The organism is Leeuwenhoekiella nanhaiensis (assembly GCF_002744755.1).
GTDB classification, from domain to species: Bacteria; Bacteroidota; Bacteroidia; order Flavobacteriales; family Flavobacteriaceae; genus Leeuwenhoekiella; species Leeuwenhoekiella nanhaiensis.
In genome coordinates this window covers 205,446-229,925 of sequence record NZ_KZ319291.1, presented here as the reverse complement: position 1 = coordinate 229,925, position 24,480 = coordinate 205,446, and the positions used below count along the sequence as shown (strand labels likewise).

Here is a 24,480-nt window from a genome sequence, read left to right as displayed (position 1 = left end):
TGCCTATACGATTCAAAAGCCCTCTCACGAGGGCTTTTTTTATGCCTGTTATTTTTTTGTTAATATCAAAAAATAGCTTAGTTTAGAAGAAATTGTTTCCCCATGACTACAAACAAACCTCAAAAAGGCCATTTACTTATTGCAGAACCTGCGATCATAGGGGATATTTCATTCAACCGCTCTGTGATTTTGCTTGCCAATCATAATGAAGAGGGTTCTGTTGGTTTTATTCTTAACAAACCTCTGAATTTCACCCTTGACGAACTCATTCCCGAGGTTGATGTGGAAATGCAGATTTATAACGGCGGCCCTGTAGAACAGGACAATCTCTATTTTATACATAAAGTGCCCGAATTGATTCCGGATAGTATCGAGATCTCAAGCGGTATTTACTGGGGTGGTAACTTTGATACGGTAATCGAATTGATTTCTTCTAAAAAGCTTTCTGAAGATCAAATTCGGTTTTTTCTGGGATATTCCGGTTGGGACAGCGATCAGCTGGAGCATGAGCTTCACGAAAACGCCTGGATCGTTGCTGAAAACAACTACCACAAAGAAATCATCAACAAATGTTTCCCCGATTTCTGGAAGGAGAAAATGATTGAACTGGGCGGCGAATATCTGATCTGGTCAAACGCGCCCGAAAATCCCAGCTACAATTAAAAGCCTAGCCCAAGCGTACTTTAGCATTCAGTTTACCCAGCAAATCTTTGGCCACTGTATTGTCGTAACTCTTTTTACGGTATTGGGTGATGGGCTGAATTCCGGTAATCGTATTGGTGATAAACAATTCATCAGCCTTCTGCAACTCAAAAGGAGAAATGGAGCTTTCTTCAAGCGTATAATTTTCAAGCTTCCCAATGATCTCCATAAGCTGCTTGCGCACAATCCCGCGTAAACACCCATCAGTAAGTGGCGGCGTTTTAATCGAATTCCCTTTCACTAAAAAAAGGTTTCCGTTTAAAGCTTCGGCTACCGATTTATTGGTATTGAGCAACAGGCAATTTTGAAAACCGTTTTCTTCGGCATAAATACTTCCGGTTACGTTGATCAATTTATTGGCTGTTTTTAAGGTCGAAAGCAAATCGGCATTCAGGTAATGATCTTTGTAAAGCTCTACCTCGTAGGGTCCGTCGCTGAGAGTATAAAAAGCCTGATCGAGTTTGCTCGCCATCGCGTAATAGAACACGCCCTTATCTGTAGGAAGGTATGTGCCTCCCTCATTTCGTATAACCGTAAGTCTGATGCGGGCCGGTTTTCCGGTTAAATCACAGGCTTCCACCAGTTTTAGGAGTTCGTCCTGAAAATACTCCGGTGTAAACTCCATTGGGATTTGCATACGTAAAATACGCATAGAAGCCATTAGCCTGAAGTAATGATCTTCCCAGAATGCAATCTTATCTCCCGTGTAACGCAGGGTTTCAAATACAGCATCCCCGTAAAATATGCCCCGGTTATTGGGTGAAAATTGCGGGTTTTCTGTAAGAGTTCCGTTGAAATTAACCATAAAAAAAGTCCCTTTTTTAAGAAGGGACAAATATACGTTTTATGTACTGCTTTCTAGTTAGAACCGATGATGTGTTTCAGTTCTGAAATTTGATTTTCCCAGAACATCTTGCCTTCATCCACTTCGTCAGGCTCAGCAAAATCAGTCACGATAAGCGAGACGTCTTTGGTGATCTCATCAACTACAATACGCAATTCAAAGAAGTACAGGTTTTCATCCTCTACATCATCCATCCAACGGAATTTGATGCGCTCGTCACTCTTTTTACCCAGGAGTTTTGCTTTCTCCTCGCTGCCGTTCCAGATAAAGGTATAATACTCGCCGCGGGAGTTTACATTATCTGCAAACCACTCAGACATGCCTGAGGGAGAGGACATATATTGATATAATAAAGACGGTGAAGCCTGTATGGGAAATTCTATTTCAAATTTTACTTTTTCTTCCATGGTACTTATTATGGTTGGGTCGCCAATATAAATATTAATTGTACAGTAAAAAAGATTAGGAGTATTTTTTTATTTTATCGATGCTTTCCAAAGGCTTCTTCGATGATTTACGGAAGAACATGCAATTAATACTACAACTAAATAAATTTTAATGATATGATCTAATATATTCTTTAGGCTTCTTTTTCTTCAGCATAGCAAAAGATCCCCGTTAAAAATTTTCGAAACCCTGGAGAAAATTTAGGGGGAGTTTTGCGGTTTTGCCTGCTAAGGCAAAAATGCCTTAGAAAAAGTGTCCTTTCTTTTGGTTCGTTTTCTTTGGACAAGCAAATCGACTTTAGGAGATTCACGAGCTCCAGAACCAACCAACAATAGCGAGCTAAAGAAAATGAACAAAATACTATATCACACTAATCACATTCTTAACAGAAGTGTTTTCTATAGAACTCAAAGCGATTTTTATATCGTAACAGGTTTCGAAGCCTACTACTAAAAGAGGAAACTTTTTACAGATGCATTTTTATTTGACAGCGGGGTGTTATTTTATAAATATCCTGCTTGCCAGCTAAACAAATGTTTTTATATTTGCACCCGCTTAGGGAAGGCCTGAGTAGATTTACATTTTGGCGAGGTAGCTCAGCTGGTTAGAGCGTCGGATTCATAACCCGGAGGTCGGGGGATCGTGCCCCCCTCTCGCTACACATTTTACAGGAAAGCAGTTGCATTTGATGCAGCTGCTTTTTTTTTGCGGTAAATTGAAAGTTTGGGTATTGCTAATCCTTGGTAAGAATAAAAAGTCTGGCTTTATCCTAAACCTGGTTTTTCTTTTATTTAGATAATGAGGTATTCCGTAACAGACTTATACTGTGTTGATTTATATTTAGAGAAATAGTAAAGTGGATATAACATAACTGGTTACATTATCCATACGTTGTGATACATTTTCATAAAACATTAACTGTCAATAGAATGTTAATAACCCAACTTTTATATTTCTGATTTTCAATTAATAAAAGCTAATTTTATTATATGAATAAAGTATGGTACGAATTAACCAATATAAAATATGGCGAAGTTTACTTATCTAAATATTTAAACTTTCAAAGAACGCTTAAAAAGACTTTTCAGATTTTAACACTATTAGTATCGTTAAGCGGTATTTTGAGCTGGAAACATTTTGAAAACTATGTTTGGATTGCATTCTCTCTTATCGCAATTGTACAATTATTGCTGCTAATTGAAAATCAAATTATTCGCTCGGACAAAGAAATAGAGGAAATTGCAAGATTGCGAATGATGTACACAAAGTATTTCAACAAACTCGAAAAGTTGTGGACTAAATATCAATACAACCAAATAACAGAAGAAAAAGGACTTGACAAATATTTTGACTACAGACAATCTGACTGGGAGCAAATTGAGGAAATTGACACAAAGCTGAATATTAAAAGATATAAATGGTTGATGAAAAAAACCGAAATAGAAACAAATAATTATTTAACTAAATATCACATCGATGGCTAAAAAGAATATACCGAATAGCAATCCTAAACCAACTGGACCAAGTGGAAAACCGACAAATAATCCTGGCGGAAAAGTAATAATAAAAGGAAATGTACCAACTATGCACAATCCACCGCCACCGCCACCGAAAAAGAAATAAAAAAAAGTTCCACAACATCGATAGTAGTTGCACAAGCCCATAATCCCTAGAAAAGATTCTATCTTATAGCCAGGAATAACCCAAACTGATCATTCACCAAATGGCCCAATCGGATCTGATTCTTTTTAACCTTAACGAAATACGAAGAAGAAGCATCAGACTTTGGGAAGCCTTCTCTGCCAAACCAAAAACACTATACCTTCTCCTAATTGGCTGGACAATTTTTGGCTTTTTTACAAAACTTGACTATACACTACTATGGGGTTGTATTGTTTCGTATGAGCCCACCTTTTCTACTGAAAATATCTTTTTTAGTGGAACGGCTATTGGACTTTTAAGCTTTGGGGTTTTTATTCCAAAAAAGCAGGTTGGAGTACTATTATTATTTGCTGAATTACTCTTTTGGCTCTTCAAACTTTTCTTCATTAAAGGCGGCTATGTCGTAGGAATTGGTGGGCCATCCTATGACGTGCTCACTTTTGATTTTATAGCCTTAAGTTTGCGACTGCTCTTACTAAAACAGCTTGGACTATTGCCTGTGCGCATTTTCAAAGTGTTAATTCTGGTTTTTCTCATTATGCTACTAAAGATCTTCTTTTTTATTTAATGAAATAAAAAAAGATCAACCCCGGTAACCGTCGCACAAGCCTCTAATCCCTAGAACAGATTCTATCCTTTACCCAAAAATTTTTTAAGAAGAAGCATTAGGATTTGGGAAGCACCACCTCCAAACTAAAACATAAACGGCTTAAAAGCCTGGGCTTTCCGCTTTCTAAATTCTCTTCAACTCAAAAGCTCTTTTGTCTTCAGGGGATATTATAGTATATTCGACTATTAGTATCCTGAGTTCCGTAAAAGCTATGAGTTTTAAGTTCCCTACCCTTTTGATTATTATGGTGTTGCTAATGACCAGTTCCTGTGAGCAAACTCCATCCAAAAAAAACAATCCAACTTACGAAACCCTGTTCACCAAAATCCCTGCAGAACAAACAGGTATCAGCTTTATCAATGCAGTACAGGAAAGCGAAGATTTTCACCCCTTCAACTATCCCTACATTTACAACGGCGGCGGAGTTGCCATTGGCGACATCAATAACGACGGCCTGGATGATCTGTATTTTACCGCAAATCAAACGGCAAATAAGCTCTACCTCAATAAAGGCGATCTAAAATTTGAGGACATCACAGACCGGGCCGGAGTCGCAGACGCGCAGGGTTGGACCACCGGCGTCTCGATGATCGATATCAATAACGATGGCTGGCTCGATCTGTATGTGTGTAAATCGGCTTCGCGAAATGAGCCGGCATTGCGTAAAAACCTCTTGTTTGTCAATCAGCAAAACGGGACTTTTAAAGAGGAAGCAGCCCGATGGGGTATTGACGACGACGGCTTTTCGGTGCAATCCTATTTTTTAGATTACGATAACGATGGAGATCTCGATTTGTTCCTCATCAATCACCGGGACGATTTTTTCAACTCCATAGATCTTGATGCGCTGCTGGCTGATAAAGACTTTTTTCCGCAGACTTCAGACCATTTGTACCGCAATGAGGGTTCGTTTTTTACCGATGTCACCCTCGAAAGCGGCATTATAAATAAAGAATTTAGCCTCAGTGCTTCGATAGGCGATTTCAATAACGACGGCTGGCAAGATATTTTTGTGGCTAACGACTTTATCACGCCCGATAAATTGTACCTCAACAACCGGGACGGTACGTTTAGCAATCACATCAACACACGGGTTAAACATACCTCGTACAGCAGTATGGGTTCTGACTATGCAGACATCAACAACGATTTTCTACCCGATTTGCTGGTGCTTGATATGTCTGCCGAAGATCACCAGCGCGGCAAGCAAAATATGCCCAGTATGGACACAAACGGGTTCCTGAAGACCGCCCTTTCCGGCTATCACTATGCCTATATGTCTAATGTGCTTAACCTCAACAACGGTAATGGCTATTTTAGCGATATCGCCCAGTATGCGGGCGTTGCCAAGACCGACTGGAGTTGGGCGCCGCTCCTGGCCGATTTTGATCAGGATGGGCATAAAGATATTTTTATCAGCAATGGGATCAAGCGCGAACTCGGCAATCAGGATTTTGGGAATCTCATTCACAATTCGGGTAAATTCAATGTGGGCGAAACGCCAATCGCCACAATTTTAGAGCAGTTGCCCAGCAATAAACTGAAGAATTACATCTATAAAAACACCGCAGATCTGGCTTTTGAAAACGCGATAACCGCCTGGGGATTTGACGAAGCCATCAATACCAATGGCGCTGCCTATGGTGACCTGGACAATGATGGCGACCTGGATCTTGTTCTCAACAATATGGATGACCGGGCTTCGGTGTATCGCAACAACTCAAACGCCAATTTCCTTTCGGTTAAACTTAAGGGTCCCGGGAAGAATACCACTGCATTGGGAGCTACCGTTCGTATTTACACAGACAGCCTTCAACAGGAACAGCAAGTGTATCTTTCAAGAGGCTTTCAGTCTTCGGTATCGCCCCGATTGATTTTTGGCCTGGGTACTGCTGAAAAAATCAATAAAATCGAAGTAATCTGGGGTGATGGCAAGGTATATACCGAAGAAGATCTGGATGCAAACCAGTTTCTGGAAATCAATTATGTAGATTCAAATCCGCTGAGCAAGGCTCGGGTTCAATCGCTGCCCGCTGAATGGAAAGCGATTAACCCCAAAAGTCTGGGCCTGGAGTACGCCCATCGTGAAAATTACTACAATGACTTTGACCGGCAGGTGCTGCTGCCTCAGAAGCAATCTCAAAAAGGCCCTGCCTTTGCTGCAGCTGACCTCAATAATGACGGTCTGGAAGACTGGTACATAGGAGGTGCTAAAGATCAACCCGGCATCATTTATTTGCGGGAACAATCGGGCGGGTTTAAGGCCCTGTCGCAACCCGTAATAGAAGCTGACCAAAAATACGAAGATCAGGGCGCGGTATTTTTTGATGCTGATGCTGACGGCGATCTCGATCTTTATGTTACCAGCGGGGCTTATGAGTTTGATGAAAACGATGCGCTATTGCAGGACCGACTGTACCTCAATGACGGAAGTGGCAATTTCTCCAATTCCAAAGCATTGCCACAAATGTTGACTAATACCAAAGCAGTCGTGGCTTACGATTACGACGGGGACGGAGATCAGGATTTAATTGTGGGTGGTCACGTGGTTCCCGGCAAATATCCCCTGAACGCACGCTCTTATATTCTGGAAAATACCGACGGAAAATTTACAGACGTCACACGTGAGGTGGCACCTGATTTGGAAAATTTAGGCATCATAAACGATTTGCGCATCAGCGATTTTGACGGCGATGGCAAAGACGAATTGATCGCTGTTGGCGAGTGGATGCCCATACAGTTTTTTGATCTTAAGGATTCAAAATTTTCAAGAAAAGAGGTTGATGCTCTAACAAAAACTTCCGGCTGGTGGAATACCATTGCCGAAATGGATTTTGACGGAGACGGTGACCTCGATTATTTTGTAGGCAATCTGGGCGGAAATAACAAATTTCATCCTACTCCTGAAAAACCGCTGTACATTTTTGGCAGCAACTTTGACAACGACAAAACCTACGATATGGTACTCAGTAAAACCTATCAGGGTAATTTGGTTCCGGTGCGCGGCAAAGAGTGTTCTACGGCTCAAAATTCCTTTGTAAGCGAAAAGATCAAAACCTTTAAAGAATTTGCAAACTCCTCAATGGAAGATATCTATGGAAGCGAACAGCTTTCCAATTCATACAAACAGGAAGTTCACGAGTTCAAATCCATCTATTTGGAAAATACCGGAAATGGAAACTTTAATCTGAAATACTTACCGGCAACCGCCCAACTGGGACCAACTATGTCTTTTGCCTTTGTTGATGTGAATAAAGATGGATACATCGATGTCATTGGCGCAGGGGCAATTTATGAAGCCGAAGTAGAGACCGTGCGTTACGATGCCAATGTGGGCTATATTTTGCTGAATGATACCAAAGGAAATTTCACGCCCTATAAAGACCGAAATTTTTACACCGGTGCAAACACGCGCAACATTCATCCGTTTACGATCGATACTGAAAATTACCTGCTAGTGGTTAATAACGACCGACCACTTTCGGTTTTCAGGTATTGAAACATGAAAAATTAAATGCCAGAAAAAGATGTTAAGCTAAAAAATAGAGAGTATTTAAGCCGTTTTTTGATTTTTCAGTAATGAAACCTTAAAAAGCTATATTTGTTCAACTAACCCTAAGCAAATGGAACAAAAGAAATCCTTTACCATTTACGACCTCGCGCGTAAACTGAATTATTCTCCCAGTACGATTTCACGGGCTTTAAAAAATCACCACAGTATCAGTGACAAGACCATTGCTATCGTTAAAAAAGCTGCGGAAGAAGAGGGTTACCGGCCTAACATTCTGGCGGCCAGTCTGCGCAACAATCAAAGTAAAACTATCGGGGTTTTGGTCACGCGCATCAACCGACCGTTTATCTCCTCGCTGATCAGCGGAATCGAGAACGCAGCCAGCAAGGAAGGTTACAATATTCTCATCAGTCAGTCTAATGATGTTTACAAAAACGAGGTGACCAGTGCAAAAGCACTTTTTGACAGTAGGGTTTGTGGCATTATCGCCTCACTGGGAATGGAAACCGAAAGCATCAATCATTTTAAGCAATTTTCAAAAATGAACATTCCCGTGGTTTTTGTTGACCGCGTACCGGCAGATTTTAAAAGTTATACGGTGGTCATAGACAATTACACTGCGGCATTTAATGCCACTACTCATTTGATAGAACAAGGCTGCAAACGCATTGCGCATTTTGCAGGAGCACAACACCTCAATGTTTATAGAGATCGAAAAAAGGGCTATGTAGATGCTTTGGTAGAAAATGGTCTTGCTGTTGACGACTCGTTAATCATCACCATGAAGAGTTTAAGTGCGGAAGAAGGCGAAGCCTCAACCGAGCAACTGATGCAAACCACCAATCCGCCGGATGGTATTTTTTGTTCTAACGACACCACAGCGGTAAGCGCCATTTTAACCCTTAAAAAGATGGGAGTCAAAATACCCGAAGAAGTAGCGGTCATTGGCTTCAATGACGATCCTATTTCCTCCATTGTTGAGCCCGCGCTATCTACCGTATCGCATCCGGCCATGGAGATGGGCGAATTGTGTACCCAGCGCATCCTGCAACATGTGCTTAAAAAGGAAGGTACTCCTAAAATTGCCGAATGCAGCGTGCTCGATACGCATCTCATTATCAGAGCTTCCAGCACCCGAAAAAACACTTAAAAAAACAGATCTCGGCCGAAATACTTTGCAATTAACGCAATCGATTGTCTAATTTTCAGTAAATTTCCGTTTTTGATTGCCTCTGCAATCGATTGAGATTAAAGACTCCTTTCATTTATGAAAAACATCATTACGCTAGTTTTCCTATTCTTTGGTCAGATCCTGATGGCTCAGGATGGTTATAAACTTTGGCTTCAGTATGCCGAAATCAAAAATCCAAAGCTTGTAGAAGACTATAAAAATTTGAACGCTCAGGTACAGCTTGACACCACAACCGCAACCGGAAAAGTAATTCTTAAAGAGCTGAATCTGGCATTTGACGGAATGCTGAATCATACTGTTGCTAAGAGCTCAGAACAGCCGACGCTGCTGATACTCAAACATGCAGCCCTTCCACAAAGTCTAAAAAAAGAATTTAAAGAACTCGAAGATCTGCCGGAAGATGCATATAAAATACAGGCCACGCGCCTGGATAAGCGCGAGGTTATCGTAATCAGTTCTACTACTGAAACAGGACTGTTGTATGGTACGTTTGCCTACCTGCGAGAAATGCAGCGGCACAAAGACCTGTCGCAACTGGAAATCACCGATGCTCCGAAAATCAAAAAAAGACTGCTCAACCATTGGGATAATCTGGATCGCACTATCGAGCGCGGTTATGCCGGCTTCTCGATCTGGGACTGGCATTTGTTGCCTAATCTCATCAAAGAAGAGTATATAGATTATGCCCGCGCCAATGCGTCAATCGGCATTAACGGTACGGTTTTAAACAACGTAAACGCCAGCGCTTACATCCTTCAGGACGATTACCTGCAAAAAGTAAAAGCGCTTGCAGACGCCTTCAGACCTTATGGAATACAGGTGTACCTAACCGCACGCTTTTCGGCCCCCATAGAAATTGGCGGACTCCAAACTGCAGATCCGCTTAACGCTGAAGTTCAAAACTGGTGGAATGAAAAAGCAAAAGAAATCTATACGCATATTCCTGATTTTGGTGGGTTTCTGGTAAAGGCCAATTCAGAAGGACAACCGGGACCTAACAATTACGGCAGGTCTCACGTAGACGGCGCCAATATGCTGGCTGAGGCCGTGGAACCCTATAACGGAATTGTGATGTGGCGTGCTTTTGTGTATTCCGATGAAAAGCCGGAAGACCGGGCAAAGCAGGCCTATAGCGAGTTTGTTCCCTTCGACGGAAAATTTAAAGATAACGTACTGGTTCAGGTAAAAAATGGGGCTATCGATTTTCAGCCGCGTGAGCCTTTTCATCCTTTATTTGGCGCGATGCCCGAAACTCCATTGATGATGGAATTTCAAATCACTCAGGAATATCTGGGCGGAATGTCTCATCTGGCATTTTTACCCAAACTTTTCGAAGAAACGCTACAGGCAGATACCTACGCTAAAGGAGCCGGAAGCACGGTAGCTCAAGTGGTTGACGGTAGCCTAACAAACAAAAAATTAACCGGTATGGCTGGTGTCTCAAACATCGGTAATTCGCGCAACTGGACCGGGCATCCTTTTGCACAGGCAAACTGGTACGGCTTTGGCCGCCTGGCCTGGAATCCTGAACTCAGCGCAAAAACCATCGCCGAAGAATGGCTGGCACAGACCTTTACGCCTGATCCCGAATTTGTAAAGCCTATGACCTCCCTCCTGCTCGATTCGCGCGAAGCGGTCGTAAACTATATGACGCCGCTGGGACTGCACCACATCATGGCCGAAGGACATCATCAGGGTCCGGGTCCCTGGGTTAAAGATTTGGGCCGGGAAGACTGGACCTCGGTGTACTATCACAAGGCAGACAGCCTTGGGATTGGTTTTGACCGCACCTCCACCGGTAGCGGTGCGCTTGCTCAATACGCTCCTGAAATTGAAAACGCCTATAAAAACATAGAAACCACACCACAAGAATATCTGCTTTGGTTTCACCATGTGCCCTGGGATTATAAGCTTGATAATGGCCAGACGCTTTGGTACAATCTGGCGCGAAAATATCAGGATGGTGTGGAAGAAGTTGAAGCGATGATCAACACCTGGCAGGATATGAAGCCATATGTGGGCGAACAGGTTTATGAAAAAACGCGGATGCTTTTGAGCATTCAACTTGAGGAAGCCCAATGGTGGCGCGACTCGTGTCTGCTGTATTTTCAGCAGTTCTCAAATAAAGAAATGCCGGAGTTTATTCCGGAAGCCAAACACACTCTTGATTATTATGAATCCATCCGGGACCGGTATGCTCCCGGTATAAAACCCTCTTGGGATTAATATGAAACAACTTGTAGCATTAGTTACCGGCGGCAATGCCGGTTTAGGTTTCGCAACCGCAAAAAAACTCTGTGATGAAAACATCATCACCTACATCATAGGCCGCAACGCCGAAAAAACGGAGCAGGCCCGGCAGGAGCTGGGTCCCAATGCCCGGACCTATATTCTTGACCTGGCGGAACTCGATAAAATTCCGCAGGCCATAGCACATATTGCAGAAGAAGCAGGCAGCATTGACATTTTGGTGAACAATGCGGGGATTAACATGAAAAAAGACTTCCTCGAGGTTACCGATGACGAATTTCAGCGCATCATTCACACCAACCTGACCAGTGTGTTTGTGGTGTCTCGTGAAGTGACCAAAGTGATGAAAAGTCAAAATTCGGGCAGCATCATTAACATCAGTTCGATGGCAGCTCAGTACGGGATTCCCAAGGTGGTCGCCTACACGGCCAGCAAATCGGCGATTGAGGGAATGACGCGTTCTATGGCGGTTGATCTGGCGCCCTTTGGTATACGGGTGAATTGCGTGGCACCCGGGTTTATCAAAACCAATATGTCGAGCAAAGCGCTTGACAGCGACCCGGAACGCAAGAACAAGGTATTGGGCCGTACCCCGATGGGCAAACTGGGAGAGCCCGCAGACATTGGCGATACCGTTTATTACTATGCTTCCGATCTTTCTAAATTTACAACTGGCACCGTGCTTTGTGTAGACGGTGGAAACTCAATAGGATTTTAAATGAATACAACCATTATCAAAACAATGCGCTGGTATGGAGAGCGCGATTTATTAAGCCTTGAAGACTTACGTCAGGCAGGTATTACCGGAATTGTAACTGCTTTGCATCACATTCCGGTCGGGGATATTTGGTCTCCTGAAGAAATTAAAAAAACCAAAGATAAGATTGAAGCCGCCGGAATGACCTGGGATGTGGTAGAGAGTTTACCGGTGCACGAAAACATTAAAAAACGCACCGGAAACTATGAGGAGCTTATTGAAAATTATAAAGTAAGCCTTAAGAATCTGGCCGATCAGGGCATTTACACGATCACCTATAACTTTATGCCCATTCTGGACTGGGTGCGCACCGATCACCGCTTTAAAAATGCGGTAGGTGCCGAAATTTTAAAATACGATCCCGTAAAGTTTAAAGCTTTTGACCTGTTTATTCTGAAAAGACCCGGAGCCGAAAGCGATTATACCGAAGCGCAGGTCGCCGAAGCCAAAGAAAAATACGACTCGCTTTCTGAAGAAGAGCGCGAGGTGCTTAAAAAGAGCGTGATGCTGGGCTTACCCGGCAGCACCGTAGATTTCACTACCGAAGACCTCCTGAATCAACTCGCCGAATATAAAGATATTGATGAAAGCAAATTGCGCGAACACCTAGTACTATTCCTAAAAGCAGTAACGTCTACCGCTGATGCCGTGGGTGCCAAACTGGCCATTCACCCGGATGATCCGCCGTTTTCGGTTTTGGGATTACCGCGCATTGTGAGCACGGCAGAAGACCTCAACTACATCTTTTCGCAAATCGAATCAACCTCTTGCGGCCTTTGCTATTGCACTGGTTCGCTGGGCGCCAACCCGGCAAATGATTTGCCTCAGATTTTTGACACACATAAAGAGCGGGTACATTTTCTGCATTTGCGAAATGTTCAAAAATTTGAAGACGGTTCATTTTATGAATCAGACCATCTGGACGGCGACGTACCAATGAAGCAGGTGATGCGGCAAATCATCGATTATACCACCACCAACGGTAAGCGAATCCCGATGCGCCCAGATCACGGGTATTTACATGCACTGGAAAAGCACAAACCTTATTATGTGGGTTATTCCTTTATAGGAAGACTGAAAGGTTTGGCAGAACTCACCGGTCTGGAGCTGGGATTACAGAAGAATTAAATCAAACAAATCAATTATGTTTTTAAAATCATTCAAGCTAAACCTTCAAAAACTGGTAGTCGCTATTGCCCTGATATCTTTTCAAGGACTCTTTGCACAGCAAAATGTGGTATCCACCACACCTGCAACCGGAGCTTTTACGCTGAGTGATTCAAAAACAACCGCAAATCTGGTCGTCGACGCTGCAGATTACGAAGGCGTGCATATCGCCGCTAAAAACCTGCAGCTCGATCTGGAGCGGGTCACCGGTAAAAAACCGGAAGTTTTCAACAGACTTTCAGGCAAACCGCAATTGATTATTGGTACGCTTGGGAAGAGCAGCTTTATTGACTCGCTGGCACAAACCGGTAAACTGAATGTTTCCACTATTAAAAACCAGTGGGAAGCCTTTAGCATACAGCAGATAGACGGAAATCTGGTTATCGCCGGTAGCGATAAACGCGGTACGATTTACGGCATATACACGCTTTCGGAAGAAATAGGGGTTTCGCCCTGGTATTGGTGGGCAGATGTACCGGTCAAAAAATCAGAGCAGCTTTATGTGAATACGGCAAACTATACCAACCCGGGGCCTAAAGTACAATACCGGGGAATTTTCATCAATGACGAGGCCCCGGCTCTATCGGGCTGGGTGGGTGAAAATTACGGCAGTTTTAATCACGAGTTTTACGAGCACGTTTTTGAACTGATTTTAAGACTGAAAGGCAATTACCTCTGGCCGGCGATGTGGGGACGCGCCTTTTACGATGATGATCCTGAAAATGCCGTACAGGCCGAAAAATACGGCGTGGTGATAGGCACTTCGCATCACGAACCCTTGATGCGGGCTCACGTGGAATGGGATCGCTACGGGGAGGGCGACTGGAATTACAATACCAATCCCGAGGTTTTACGGGATTTCTGGAAAGCGGGCATAGAGCGTATGGGCGATAATGAAAGTATCGTAACCGTGGGAATGCGTGGTGATGGTGACGAACCCATGACTGAGGGAACCGCCATTGAACTGCTGGAAGGGATTGTAAAAGACCAACGTCAAATTATTGAAGACGTTACCGGAAAGCCTGCAAGTGAGACTCCGCAACTCTGGGCCTTGTATAAAGAAGTACAGGATTATTACGATCAGGGGATGCGCGTACCTGATGATGTTACGCTGCTTCTGGCGGATGATAACTGGGGAAATATTCGCAAACTGCCCAATCCGGAAGATGCAGAGCGCAGCGGCGGTTATGGTATTTACTATCACTTTGATTACGTGGGCGGACCGCGTAACTACAAATGGCTCAACACCAATCAAATTTCACGTGTTTACGAGCAGATGTCCCTGGCTTACGAATATAACGCCCGTAAAATCTGGATTGTAAACGTGGGCGACATTAAACCGATGGAATATCCCATCAGCTTCTTTCTGGACTATGCCTGGAATCCGGAAAGCTTCGACCTTGCCGATTTAAAAAAATACCCTAAACAATGGGCTGCAGCGCAATTTGGCGACAACTACGCTTCTGAAATTGCCGGGTTGATTCAGACCTACAGCACACTGGCAAGCCGTCGCAAACCTGAGCTATTGAGTCCGAAGACTTTCAGCCTCAATCATTTTAATGAAGCGGAACGCATCCTTCAGGAATATGACAAGCTGGAGCAGGAGGCGAAAAGAATTAAAGAACAACTCGACGCGTCGTATCAATCGGCTTATTACCAACTGGTTTTGTTTCCCATTGAAGCGATGGCAAACCTCAACAGGTTGTATATCGCCGCGGCAAAAAACCATTTATATGCCGAACAGGGCCGAAATACCGCAAACGCCTATGCGGAACAGGTAGCCGCATTTTTTGAAAAAGACAAAGAACTCACCAAAGCCTATCACAGCCTCAACGACTCTAAGTGGAATCATTTTATGGATCAAACCCACATAGGTTATACCTACTGGCAGGAACCCAGGCAAAATGTCATTCCCGAAACTAAACAGATTGAAGTTCCGCAGGAAGGAAATCTGGGAATCTCAGTAGCAGGAACCGAAGCCTATTTCCCAAAAGATCAGGTTTTGAATGTGTTGCCTTTTGATCAGTCGCATCAGCATCAGCAACTCACCCTGTTCAACACCGGAAAGGAAGAGGTAGACTACAAAATCAAGAAATTACCAAAATGGCTGAAAGTTGATCAGAAAAAAGGAGCCGTAAAAACGGAACAGCAGCTGACTTTAAGTTTAATTACAGGCAAATTACCTGCTTCAGATCAGGAGGGTATCATCACTATCCAATCTGACAATGGAACCGCAAACCTAAATGTACGTTACAATCCCTATCCTGCTGATGCTAAGGGAGCAGTATCCTACGCCGGAATGATCAGCATACCTACTAACGCATTTACCGCAAACACGGGTTGGGAGCAGATCCCTGATCTCGGCAGACAGGACATCGCCCTGCGACCTGAGAATACATTCTCAAAAGATATCACACCTGAAAACACCACTCTTACCTACGAGTTTTACGCTAACGAAGCTATTGAAGGTACGATCACGTTTAACCTGTCTCCCACCCTGGATTTTAAAAATCAGGGCGGACTACAATTTCAATATCAGATTGATGATGAGCCTGTACAAACGCTTAATATGCATAAAAACACTCCAGACAACTGGAACAGCAGCGTGGCTAATAATGTAACCCGTGTTGTGGCACCTGTAAATTTAAAAGCAGGTCAGCACACCTTAAAAATTTACGGTATAGATCCGGGAATTGTTTTGCAAAATCTGGTACTGAAAGCAGAATCAAATAATCAGTCTTTCTACCTGACTCCTGTAACGTTTGCGGGATTAAAAGACTAACTTGTGGAAACTGTTTTCAGTTCCTGAAAAAAGTAACATCTTGCAAGCTAGTCGATAGCTTGTAACCTGAAAATCTGTATATTAATCAAGTACTGACAGCCAAAATGAACATCGGCTTGCAAAGCGCGTTAAAACATCATAAACTGTTTATCTTGAATCTAAGAGTAAAATTTTTCATACTGCTGCATGTTCTTTTCGTTTTAAGTCTTTCGGCTCAAAATGGAAGGATTTTTTCTTCAGATTCAGAGTTATCAAGTAGCTTAATCAATGCTATTTATCAGGATCATAAAGGCTATGTCTGGATTGCCACTGAAGATGGACTCAACAAATACGACGGAGCTAAATTTGTCACCTATAAGAAGAATGCTCAGGACTCTACTTCTCTTTTAAACAATTACGTAAAAAGCATTTTTGAAGACGACAAAAACAACCTCTATTTTGGGTTTTTCAACGGGCTTCAAATTTACGATCACGCCACAGATTCTTTTAAACAGATTCCCCTCTCGATTAACGAAGAATACACTTATGACGCGCATGTGACCAATATTACCCAGCGCAAAACCGGCGAAATTCTTATAGGGACATCCGGGCGTGGGGTTTTTAGACTTCAAAAAAATGGAGATGATTTTCTGGCCGAAAACCTTCCAAACTTCTTGCCCACTGCTTTTGTAGATCATATTTTTCAGGATAGCAAGCATAAACTCTGGTTCATAACTCCCGAAAGTGGCTTGTATGTTGTAAATCCAAATAATACGGTTACGCCGTACTTTCAGAGAGATAGTGTTCGGGCGTCACTTTCTGCTATTGGGGAAGATCAGGAAGGAAACATTTACGCTGCCAGCTACACTCAGGGCTTGTTTAAATTAAATCCGAATCGTTCAGCTTTTGAAGCGATCCCAAACACTAAACATCTGGTCATTCACAGCCTGTACCTCAATTCAGAAAACGAGATGCTCGTGGGTACAGACGGGGATGGATTGTTTCGATTTGACCCTGATACGCAAACACTTTCCCCCTATCCCATTATGGTTTCAAGCTTTGATTCTTCAAAATCAAAGGTACACGATATAATTGAAGATGACTCGGGCAATACCTGGCTGGGACTGTATCAAAAAGGCGTAGTGCTGCTTCCTAAAAAGATCAATAATTTCAACTACATAGGCTATGAATCGAGTGAACTCGACATCATTGGCTCTAACTGTGTAATGGCCGTCTTTAAAGACTCTGAAGGTGTTTTATGGGTTGGTACAGATGGGGATGGTTTGTATGCCATTTCGCCAGAAAACGAAGTGATTCGGCATTACAAAGACCAGAATTATCTGGGCAGTAAACTAAACACCGTGGTCTCCATTTTTGAAGACAGCCGTAATACCATTTGGATAGGAACCTATCTTAACGGACTGGCAAAAATTGAAGAAAACACGGATCAAATACAATTTGTCAATAATCTGGTTGACGAGCTGGGGAATCCGGTTAAAAGTATTTATACCATTGTTGAAGACGACGGTGATAACTTATGGCTGGGCTCAATGGGATCGGGTCTTTTTAAACTAAACCTAAAAACCAATGCGATCACTTCGTGCAATGTAGAAATTGCAGACGGTCCTGAAGGTCCAAAATTTTTCAACAATAAGTGGATTAACAACCTCTTGCTCGATCGCTCAAGGGGAATCCTGTATGTGGCCTCTTACGACGGTATCAGTCAGTTTGACCTGACTGATCAAAAATTTATTACTTACAAAAACGGCATCCGGAAATTTGATGGAGAAATCATTTACACCATCCATACTGATGCCGATGACAATTTGTGGCTAGGAACCGCAAACGGACTCAAGAAAACAGACCGGGACTTTCAGCTGCTTGCCCATTATACTATTGAAGACGGTCTGCCCAACAATACCATTTGTGCTATAGAGCAGGACAGCAATGGGATGCTTTGGGTGAGTACTAATCATGGTATCTCTGAATTTAATCCGACTAAGAAGACCTTTCTCAATTACTATTTCAACGATGGTTTACAGGGCAACGAGTTCAGTAAAAATGCGTCCTATCTGTATCAGGAAAATCAGTTGATTTTTGGTGGAATGAACGGGATTACCTATTTCAACCCACAAACCATTGTAGATACTGAAAAGCGACCTGAAATCTATATCATAGACATCTACCTGCAAAACACACCCGTGCGTAAAGGAATGAAATCAGGCTCCTACGAGATTCTTGATAAAGCCATCATTGAAGCAGACACCATAAATCTGGCCTACCGGGATAATTCATTCAGCATTGAATTCTCTTCGATGGAGTACCGAAACCCAAACCGGATCTCCTATGCCTATTCGGTTAATGATGGGCCCTGGATCAATCTTACTCCGGGAGTAAATACGGTAGCTTTTGACAATCTGGAAGCCGGAACCTACAATTTCAAATTGCGCGCTAAAGACTATGATCAGTTTTCAGAAATTAGAAACTTCACAGCAATCATACACCCGCTCTGGTACCTATCAACCACTGCAAAACTCATTTATTTTCTCCTGTTTGTTATTGTAACAGCGATTGTAATCTATGAGTTAAAGCAGCGCCAGGAAAGTAAAAACCGCCTTCGTGAATATCAAAAATCGAAACAAATCAATGAGGCGAAGCTTCAATTTTTAACAAACATCTCGCACGATATACGCACCCCGCTTACAATGGTTATCAATCCATTAAAAAAATTGCTGCGAAATGATGAGGATCCTGTAAGACGTAAATCGTACGAGACGATGATGCGCAACACAGACCGTATTTACCATCTGGCTAATCAGCTTCTGGACGTTCGAAAAATTGATAGTGGGCAACTGGAACTTCATTTTGAACGTGTGGAATTAGTCAAATACATCGCTGATATCTGTGCCATTTTTGAAGATCAGATTGAAGCAAAACAAATTCAGTTTGAATTTAAACATCAGATGGATGAGCTCTTTGCGTGGGTAGACCCAAATTACTTCGACAAAATCATTCAAAATCTGGTGGCAAACTCGCTGAAGTTTGTGAGCAAAGGCGGAAGCATTGAAGTGTTGCTTGAAACCAAACCTCATCAAGAGCAGGCAAACCACCCGGGATTCTTTGAAGTAAGTGTTATTGATGACGGAATAGGAATCAAGAAAGGGATGGAAAAATTTGTCTTTGACCGCTTCTATCAGATTAAAGCAACACCCCACAATCTGGAAGGAACCGGCATCGGGCTCAACCTCACCCGTTCAATTGCAGAATTGCACCATGGTACCATCTATGCCGAAAATAATGAAAGCGGTAAAGGCTGTAAGTTTGTAACACGAATTCCTCTGGGCGATGCGCATTTAAAACCCCATCAGTTGTATCAGGGTGAGTTAAAAATGACGGCTTCCGAAGATATTGTAGAACCCTTAGCAGCCCATAATGGAAAAGAGATAAGCTCTACGGGTCACAAAATTCTGGTTGTTGACGACGATCTGGAAATTCGTAAATACATCAAACGGGAGTTGGCGCAAAGCTTTAGTATTGATCTCGCCACTAATGGGAAGGAAGCTTTAAGCTATATTCTGAAAGAAAATCCAGACCTGGTAATCAGCGATATTATGATGCCCGAAATGGATGGTCTCGAACTTTGCAAACGCATCAAGAAAAACATCAACATCAACCATATTCCGGTGATTTTGCTTACAGCGAAATCAACCCAAGAGCGTAATCTGGAAAGTTTGAATCTGGGTGCTGATGCTTATATTCCCAAGCCTTTTGACGTGGCTATTCTACAGAAAACAGCACTGAATCTCATTCAAAACCGCAAGCTTCTTAAAAATAACTACGATGGCAGTCAATTGCAGGAAGACAAGGTTAAACAGATAGAGCTGGAAAGTTCTGACGAAATTCTGTTGAAAAAGGTAATGGGCTATATCAATGAGAATATGGACAACCCTAACCTCAATGTCGAAATGATCGCTAATGCTGTAGGTATTAGCCGCGTGCATTTGTATCGAAAACTAAAAGAACTGACCAACCAATCGGCTAGTGATCTCATGAAAAACGTGCGTCTGAAACAAGCAGCAGATCTTTTGGCTTCAAAATCTATAAGTGTGGCTGAAGTAGCGTATGCGGTAGGCTTCTCTAATTTATCTACCTTCTCAACCAGCTTTAAAAACCTCTATGGGATTCCACCTAAAAAGTATCAGGAGACCCATCTTAAGGAATAAATTTAAATACTGTTAATCCCAGTAGCGCCGTGCCCAGGCAATCCAGGTACTCCAGTTGGGGCCGGTAGAATGCCCACCACCGTGCTGTCTAAAAGCGAGTTCGCCAGAGGTCAGCGCAGTTCCCATAAACGGAAAATCAGTGGTGCCAGGCCCACGGAGACCGTACAATTCATACACCGGCGCAGCTTCAACAGCTGCGTCAAACATTCCTTTAGCATCTACCCACTGTCCTTCAATTTTAGCAGAACCCGCGCTTATAAATACAGGTCTGGGTGCACAGAGCGCAATGAGCTGGTGTGCATCTACAGGAAGGTCATTAACGGTTTTGATACCGGCATATTTGAGAAAATTCCCGGCAAACCAATGGTATTCTGCCGGGGATGCGAGGTTTTCAAGCATTTCGCCAAAATTGCGGCGTAATAACGAAGCTCCGCCGGCTCCTGATGATCCAATAAAACCGAGTGAGATCCGCTTGTCAAAAGCCATAGCCACCAAGGCCGCTTTCCCGTATCTCGAGGTTCCTTCAACTGCAACCCGTTTGGAATCCAGATCTGTTCGTGTGTCGAAATAATCAACTAGTTTGCTCGCACCCCAACCCCACGCACGCAAAGCACCCCATTGTTTTGGAGTTCTGGATTGACCCTGATTGACCAAACCTATGATGCCAGCATCGAGGCCGGCACCGTAATCTGCCTGAATGGAAGAAACGTCTAAAACGGCATAAGCCCAGCCCTGATGCGCCAGTTGCTGTTTAAAGCCGGGCTCAAATGGAGAAATAAAAAAACTGCGGGGTTCTTCTACTTTTCCAAATGGAGAATTTAAAAACCCAAACTGAATTACCACAGGGACCGCTTTATCATTACTCTTTTTTGGAATCCCCAAAAGCGCTTCGATGGCTACACGGAGTTTGGGGTACCTGCTGTTATCTACGGTACCTATAAGATGCTGTTCGCGTATAGGAATACCGCCAATCACGGTATCTTTTTCCGATTTAATAGTCCAGGAAATTGAGGGTATGTCATCAGGCACAGCACCGTACATCTCGCTTTCAAATGCTGCAATTAGCTCCGGTCGTCTGTGATTTTCCCAATCTGCTACCGAATTGACTTCCATACCCGATTGGGTGGTCAATAGTGAGGGTAAAGAGTATTCGTGTACCTGACTCTCATCAAAATTAGCGGAATTGGGATCATTGGGATTTCCGGAAGGACCGGGCCTGTTTTCCTGCTCAATCCCAAGCGTTTTTTTCATCTGTAGAAAATCGGCATAACTATACCGATTGATACTGTCTCGTAATGCCGAAGTATTTTGAGCATAAAACGAAAAAGGGATGAGTACCACGATAAGAAAACGACACTGAATACGTCTGCACATAGGTTTAGTTTAAATTATATCTAAAAAACCAGCGCAAACACTCTTAGATTCTAAAACTACGCTTACCTGAACTGAATCCAGTCTATTGCTGCTGCGCCGGAAATTACTTTGATTCCAACATCGTGAACACCTTCAGTCACGGGGTCAAGATCAAAATCAAGAATACTCCAGTCTGCAGTGTTGGCAACTTTTAATTCTACGATGGGTTCATCCGAATCTGCAAATGTAAGTTCGAGCACTGCTCCTGCTTCCGATTTCACGTGAATCTTCAATTTAGAAAGCTTAGTCTCAAAATCAACCCGATTGTAGCGGATAAAGTCGCCTGTATTTAAAACCGCGTTCCAACCTTTAAACGGCGCTTCGGGATCGTTAAATTGAACCCTTGCCGAGTTACTTTTACTGCTGTAACGGTCTATTTGAATCGTTTCGGTAGCTTTATTTATTCCAATACCACGCAAAGTAGGCTGCACTTTTACAATAGTACCATCCGCATTAAATGAAAGGCTATCTGCCCGTATAGAGCGATTTTTATCAAAATCAGGAGACAGGTCATTATGATGGTAGAACAGATACCACTGGTCTTTAAAATTTACTATAGATTGATGGTTTGTCCAGCATCCCGTAGGGCTTTCATCCATAATGACTCCGGTTACCGTAAAAGGACCTTCAGGCGTGGGGCCCATAGCATACTCTAAACGTTCGGTTTTATTTTCAACGTGCGGATAGGTAAGATAGTAGCTCCCATTTCGCTCAAAAACAAAAGGCCCTTCCTTAAGACCTTCCTGTGGGAGGTTTGCAATTATTTGAGGTTCTGAAGCCAGTTCAGTCATATTAGGCTTCAGTTTGGCAACAAAAATATTTCCGCCAGACCAGTATAAGTAGGCCTGCCCATCGGCATCGATGAAAACATTAGGATCGATTCCGTTTACACCGGCAATCGGCTCTTCAAGTGGAACAAAGGGTCCTTCAGGCGAATCACTGATTGCCACGCCTATTTTGAAACCTTTCTCGTCCTTTGGCTTTGTTGGAAAGTAAAAATAATATTTGCCGTCGCGCTCCACGCAATCAGGCGCCCACATACTGTAGCCCGAAGGATCTGCCCAGGCAACTTCGGTCTGATTTAAAATCTCACCGTGATCTTTCCACGCTGTGAGATTATGTGACGAAAACACATGATAATCTTCCATACAAAACCAGCCAACACGGCCTTTATCTTCGGTACATAAAATATCGTGCGAGGGATAAACATACAACTTGTCATTAAAAACCCGAGCTGTAGGATCTGCGGTATACTGGTCTAAAATCAACGGGTTCTGAGCCTGAAGGGCAAAAGAATACAGCCAAACTGCACAAAGTGTAAAAAAGATGATTTTTGAACGCATACGCATAAGTGATCTTGCTTTTATTTCGAATGCCTGATGGCATCTTCGATCTCGAAATAATCAAAGTCTACCCAGCCTCCGGGAGTTTCTGTAGCATAGTTAAACAGGCCGAAGCGGTAACCCATAAAATGAGGCAAGGTGTACTGCATTTGCAAAACGCTGCCCAACTCATTCCAGGTTTTTCCGTCAAGACTGTAATAAAAATAGGCTTTGTCTGTGCGGTTTCTAAAATCGCATTCAATCTTAAAAAATACCTCATTCTGATTTAAGGGCACGGTTGCGATAACACCCCCGTCTTCCGCATTTTTACTCATGTAAATCTGCTTAGTATCTGCGTCACAACGTACTCCGATAATCCCATATTTTTTTTGAAGAACCGTGAGACCGGCGCGGTCACCGGCTTTCATTTGAGACACATCAAGTTTTACAGTTCCGCTAGAAACCGGTCCCAGCGTTCGTTGTGTCAATGTATTTTTAGCCTGAACAAAAGCGGTATCAATTCTTCCGGTTTTAAGTCTTAAAAAACCGGGGCGCTCTTCAACAGACCACAGGTCGTTATTCGGGTTGTGATTCCATTGCCAAACTAATGGTAAAGACCCGTCACCCTTCTCGCGACTGAAATCATCTGAATGGGCTATTCCCGGAATCAGACTTTTGTTTTCGGGTAAATCAAGTGTTTCGGGCACTTTACCCTCTACACCCAAAACGGGCCAGCCGTCTTTCCATTCTACCGGAACCAGATAGGGAATTCTACCCACAGCCCCGCTGTCCTGAAATAAATAAGCATACCAGTCGCCCTCTGGGGTATCGATGAGTCCGCCCTGAGCGACACCCTGATCTTGCAGGGCCAGGCGACCTTCATAGGGCCCCATGATATCATCTGCACGGTGAATGATCACCGTACGCATCCCCCCACGAGGCCATGCGATGTTGAATAGATAAAATTTACCGTCGTGCTTAAAAAGCTGTGAACCTTCCGCAGGTAAGATAATATTTGACCCAATAGGTGCGGTAGCATTTTCAATTAAGATCTTTTTAGTCTCTTCTTTTACCCCGGATAAATCAGCATTTAATTCCACAATACTTAACTCACCGGCACCCCAGATCATATAAATCTTTCCATCTTCAAAAAACAGCGTGTGATCGTGGTAAGCCGGTTTAAATTCGTGCAGTTCCCAGGGACCGTTTTCGATGTCTTTTGTGGTATAAATATGAGTCATCCCTGACGTAGCTGAAAAAGTTGACAGGTAATAGACACCCTCGTGATAGCGTAACGAACTTGCCCAGGAACCCCGTCCGTAGGTTTGCTGACCGTTATCCAGATTCATCGCATCATTAGCTACTAAGGTATCGTATGCATAATTCACCAGTTTCCAATTGGTTAAATCCTGAGATTTCATAATGGGCACACCGGGATTCATATGCATCGTCGTGCTACTCATATAGTAGGTATCTCCTACCCTGATTATGGACATATCGGGTACGTCAGCGTAAATCAGTGGATTTTGAGCTTTTTCCTGAGCCTGGAATTCACCAATCAATGCACACGTAAAAACTGAATAAATAAAAAGGGACTTGAGCAGGCCTTGTAAACGCAT

At 43.1% G+C, this 24,480-nt stretch carries 16 protein-coding genes and 1 tRNA gene; 12 read left to right on the top strand and 5 right to left on the bottom strand.

Features of this window, described 5'->3' with window-relative positions; all coding sequences use genetic code 11:
• The first annotated feature begins 102 nt into the window (after nucleotides 1-102).
• A complete protein-coding gene (locus CJ305_RS11560; RefSeq protein WP_099646429.1) occupies nucleotides 103-663 on the top strand; it encodes a YqgE/AlgH family protein in 561 nt (186 codons plus the stop codon).
• Nucleotides 664-667: 4 nt separating this feature from the next.
• On the opposite strand, the gene CJ305_RS11555 is transcribed toward CJ305_RS11560, so the two are convergent.
• Together CJ305_RS11555 and CJ305_RS11550 are read right to left on the bottom strand one after the other, a co-directional pair.
• Nucleotides 668-1,507 (bottom strand): aminotransferase class IV, encoded by an 840-nt coding sequence (locus tag CJ305_RS11555; RefSeq protein WP_099646428.1) that lies wholly within the window; start codon nucleotides 1,505-1,507, stop codon nucleotides 668-670.
• Nucleotides 1,508-1,560: 53 nt separating this feature from the next.
• Nucleotides 1,561-1,953, bottom strand: coding sequence for an START-like domain-containing protein (locus tag CJ305_RS11550; RefSeq protein ID WP_099646427.1), 393 nt, complete (start codon nucleotides 1,951-1,953; stop codon nucleotides 1,561-1,563).
• Between the two features lie 625 nt (nucleotides 1,954-2,578).
• Between CJ305_RS11550 and CJ305_RS11545 the strand changes: the two genes are divergently transcribed.
• From CJ305_RS11545 to CJ305_RS11500, 11 genes are all read left to right on the top strand, one after another.
• A tRNA-Met gene (locus CJ305_RS11545) sits at nucleotides 2,579-2,652 on the top strand.
• A 330-nt stretch (nucleotides 2,653-2,982) separates the two neighbouring features.
• Nucleotides 2,983-3,477 (top strand): hypothetical protein, encoded by a 495-nt coding sequence (locus CJ305_RS11540; RefSeq protein WP_099646426.1) that lies wholly within the window; start codon nucleotides 2,983-2,985, stop codon nucleotides 3,475-3,477.
• On the top strand, nucleotides 3,470-3,616 hold the full coding sequence (locus CJ305_RS19480; RefSeq protein ID WP_189319435.1) for a hypothetical protein: 147 nt from the start codon (nucleotides 3,470-3,472) through the stop codon (nucleotides 3,614-3,616). The genes CJ305_RS11540 and CJ305_RS19480 overlap by 8 nt, the downstream gene beginning before the upstream one ends.
• A gap of 100 nt (nucleotides 3,617-3,716) precedes the next feature.
• Nucleotides 3,717-4,223, top strand: a complete 507-nt coding sequence (locus CJ305_RS11535) for a hypothetical protein (protein ID WP_099646425.1) — start codon at nucleotides 3,717-3,719, stop codon at nucleotides 4,221-4,223.
• Between the two features lie 253 nt (nucleotides 4,224-4,476).
• Complete coding sequence (locus CJ305_RS11530; RefSeq protein ID WP_099646424.1) at nucleotides 4,477-7,764, top strand: VCBS repeat-containing protein; 3,288 nt, start codon at nucleotides 4,477-4,479, stop codon at nucleotides 7,762-7,764.
• Nucleotides 7,765-7,888: 124 nt separating this feature from the next.
• The gene (locus CJ305_RS11525; protein WP_099646423.1) at nucleotides 7,889-8,926 is read left to right on the top strand and encodes a LacI family DNA-binding transcriptional regulator; all 1,038 of its coding nucleotides are present in this window, start codon (nucleotides 7,889-7,891) and stop codon (nucleotides 8,924-8,926) included.
• 117 nt (nucleotides 8,927-9,043) lie between these two features.
• Nucleotides 9,044-11,194: an alpha-glucuronidase family glycosyl hydrolase gene (locus CJ305_RS11520; RefSeq protein WP_099646422.1), complete on the top strand. Its 2,151-nt coding sequence runs from the start codon at nucleotides 9,044-9,046 to the stop codon at nucleotides 11,192-11,194.
• A 1-nt stretch (nucleotide 11,195) separates the two neighbouring features.
• Nucleotides 11,196-11,936 carry an SDR family NAD(P)-dependent oxidoreductase gene (locus CJ305_RS11515; protein ID WP_099646421.1) on the top strand — a complete coding sequence of 247 codons (741 nt, stop codon included), beginning with the start codon at nucleotides 11,196-11,198 and terminating at the stop codon, nucleotides 11,934-11,936.
• Complete coding sequence (uxuA, locus tag CJ305_RS11510; RefSeq protein WP_099646420.1) at nucleotides 11,937-13,103, top strand: mannonate dehydratase; 1,167 nt, start codon at nucleotides 11,937-11,939, stop codon at nucleotides 13,101-13,103.
• A gap of 16 nt (nucleotides 13,104-13,119) precedes the next feature.
• Entirely contained in the window at nucleotides 13,120-15,924 is a 2,805-nt protein-coding gene (locus CJ305_RS11505) for a glycosyl hydrolase 115 family protein (protein ID WP_099646419.1), read from the top strand.
• A gap of 152 nt (nucleotides 15,925-16,076) precedes the next feature.
• Complete coding sequence (locus CJ305_RS11500) at nucleotides 16,077-20,126, top strand: hybrid sensor histidine kinase/response regulator transcription factor (RefSeq protein ID WP_189319434.1); 4,050 nt, start codon at nucleotides 16,077-16,079, stop codon at nucleotides 20,124-20,126.
• A 12-nt stretch (nucleotides 20,127-20,138) separates the two neighbouring features.
• On the opposite strand, the gene CJ305_RS11495 is transcribed toward CJ305_RS11500, so the two are convergent.
• The 3 genes from CJ305_RS11495 to CJ305_RS11485 form a co-directional block, all read right to left on the bottom strand.
• Nucleotides 20,139-21,500, bottom strand: a complete 1,362-nt coding sequence (locus CJ305_RS11495) for a glucuronyl esterase domain-containing protein (protein WP_099646417.1) — start codon at nucleotides 21,498-21,500, stop codon at nucleotides 20,139-20,141.
• Between the two features lie 62 nt (nucleotides 21,501-21,562).
• Nucleotides 21,563-22,882, bottom strand: a complete 1,320-nt coding sequence (locus CJ305_RS11490; RefSeq protein WP_099646471.1) for a family 43 glycosylhydrolase — start codon at nucleotides 22,880-22,882, stop codon at nucleotides 21,563-21,565.
• A gap of 20 nt (nucleotides 22,883-22,902) precedes the next feature.
• Nucleotides 22,903-24,480: a glycoside hydrolase family 43 protein gene (locus tag CJ305_RS11485; RefSeq protein WP_099646416.1), complete on the bottom strand. Its 1,578-nt coding sequence runs from the start codon at nucleotides 24,478-24,480 to the stop codon at nucleotides 22,903-22,905.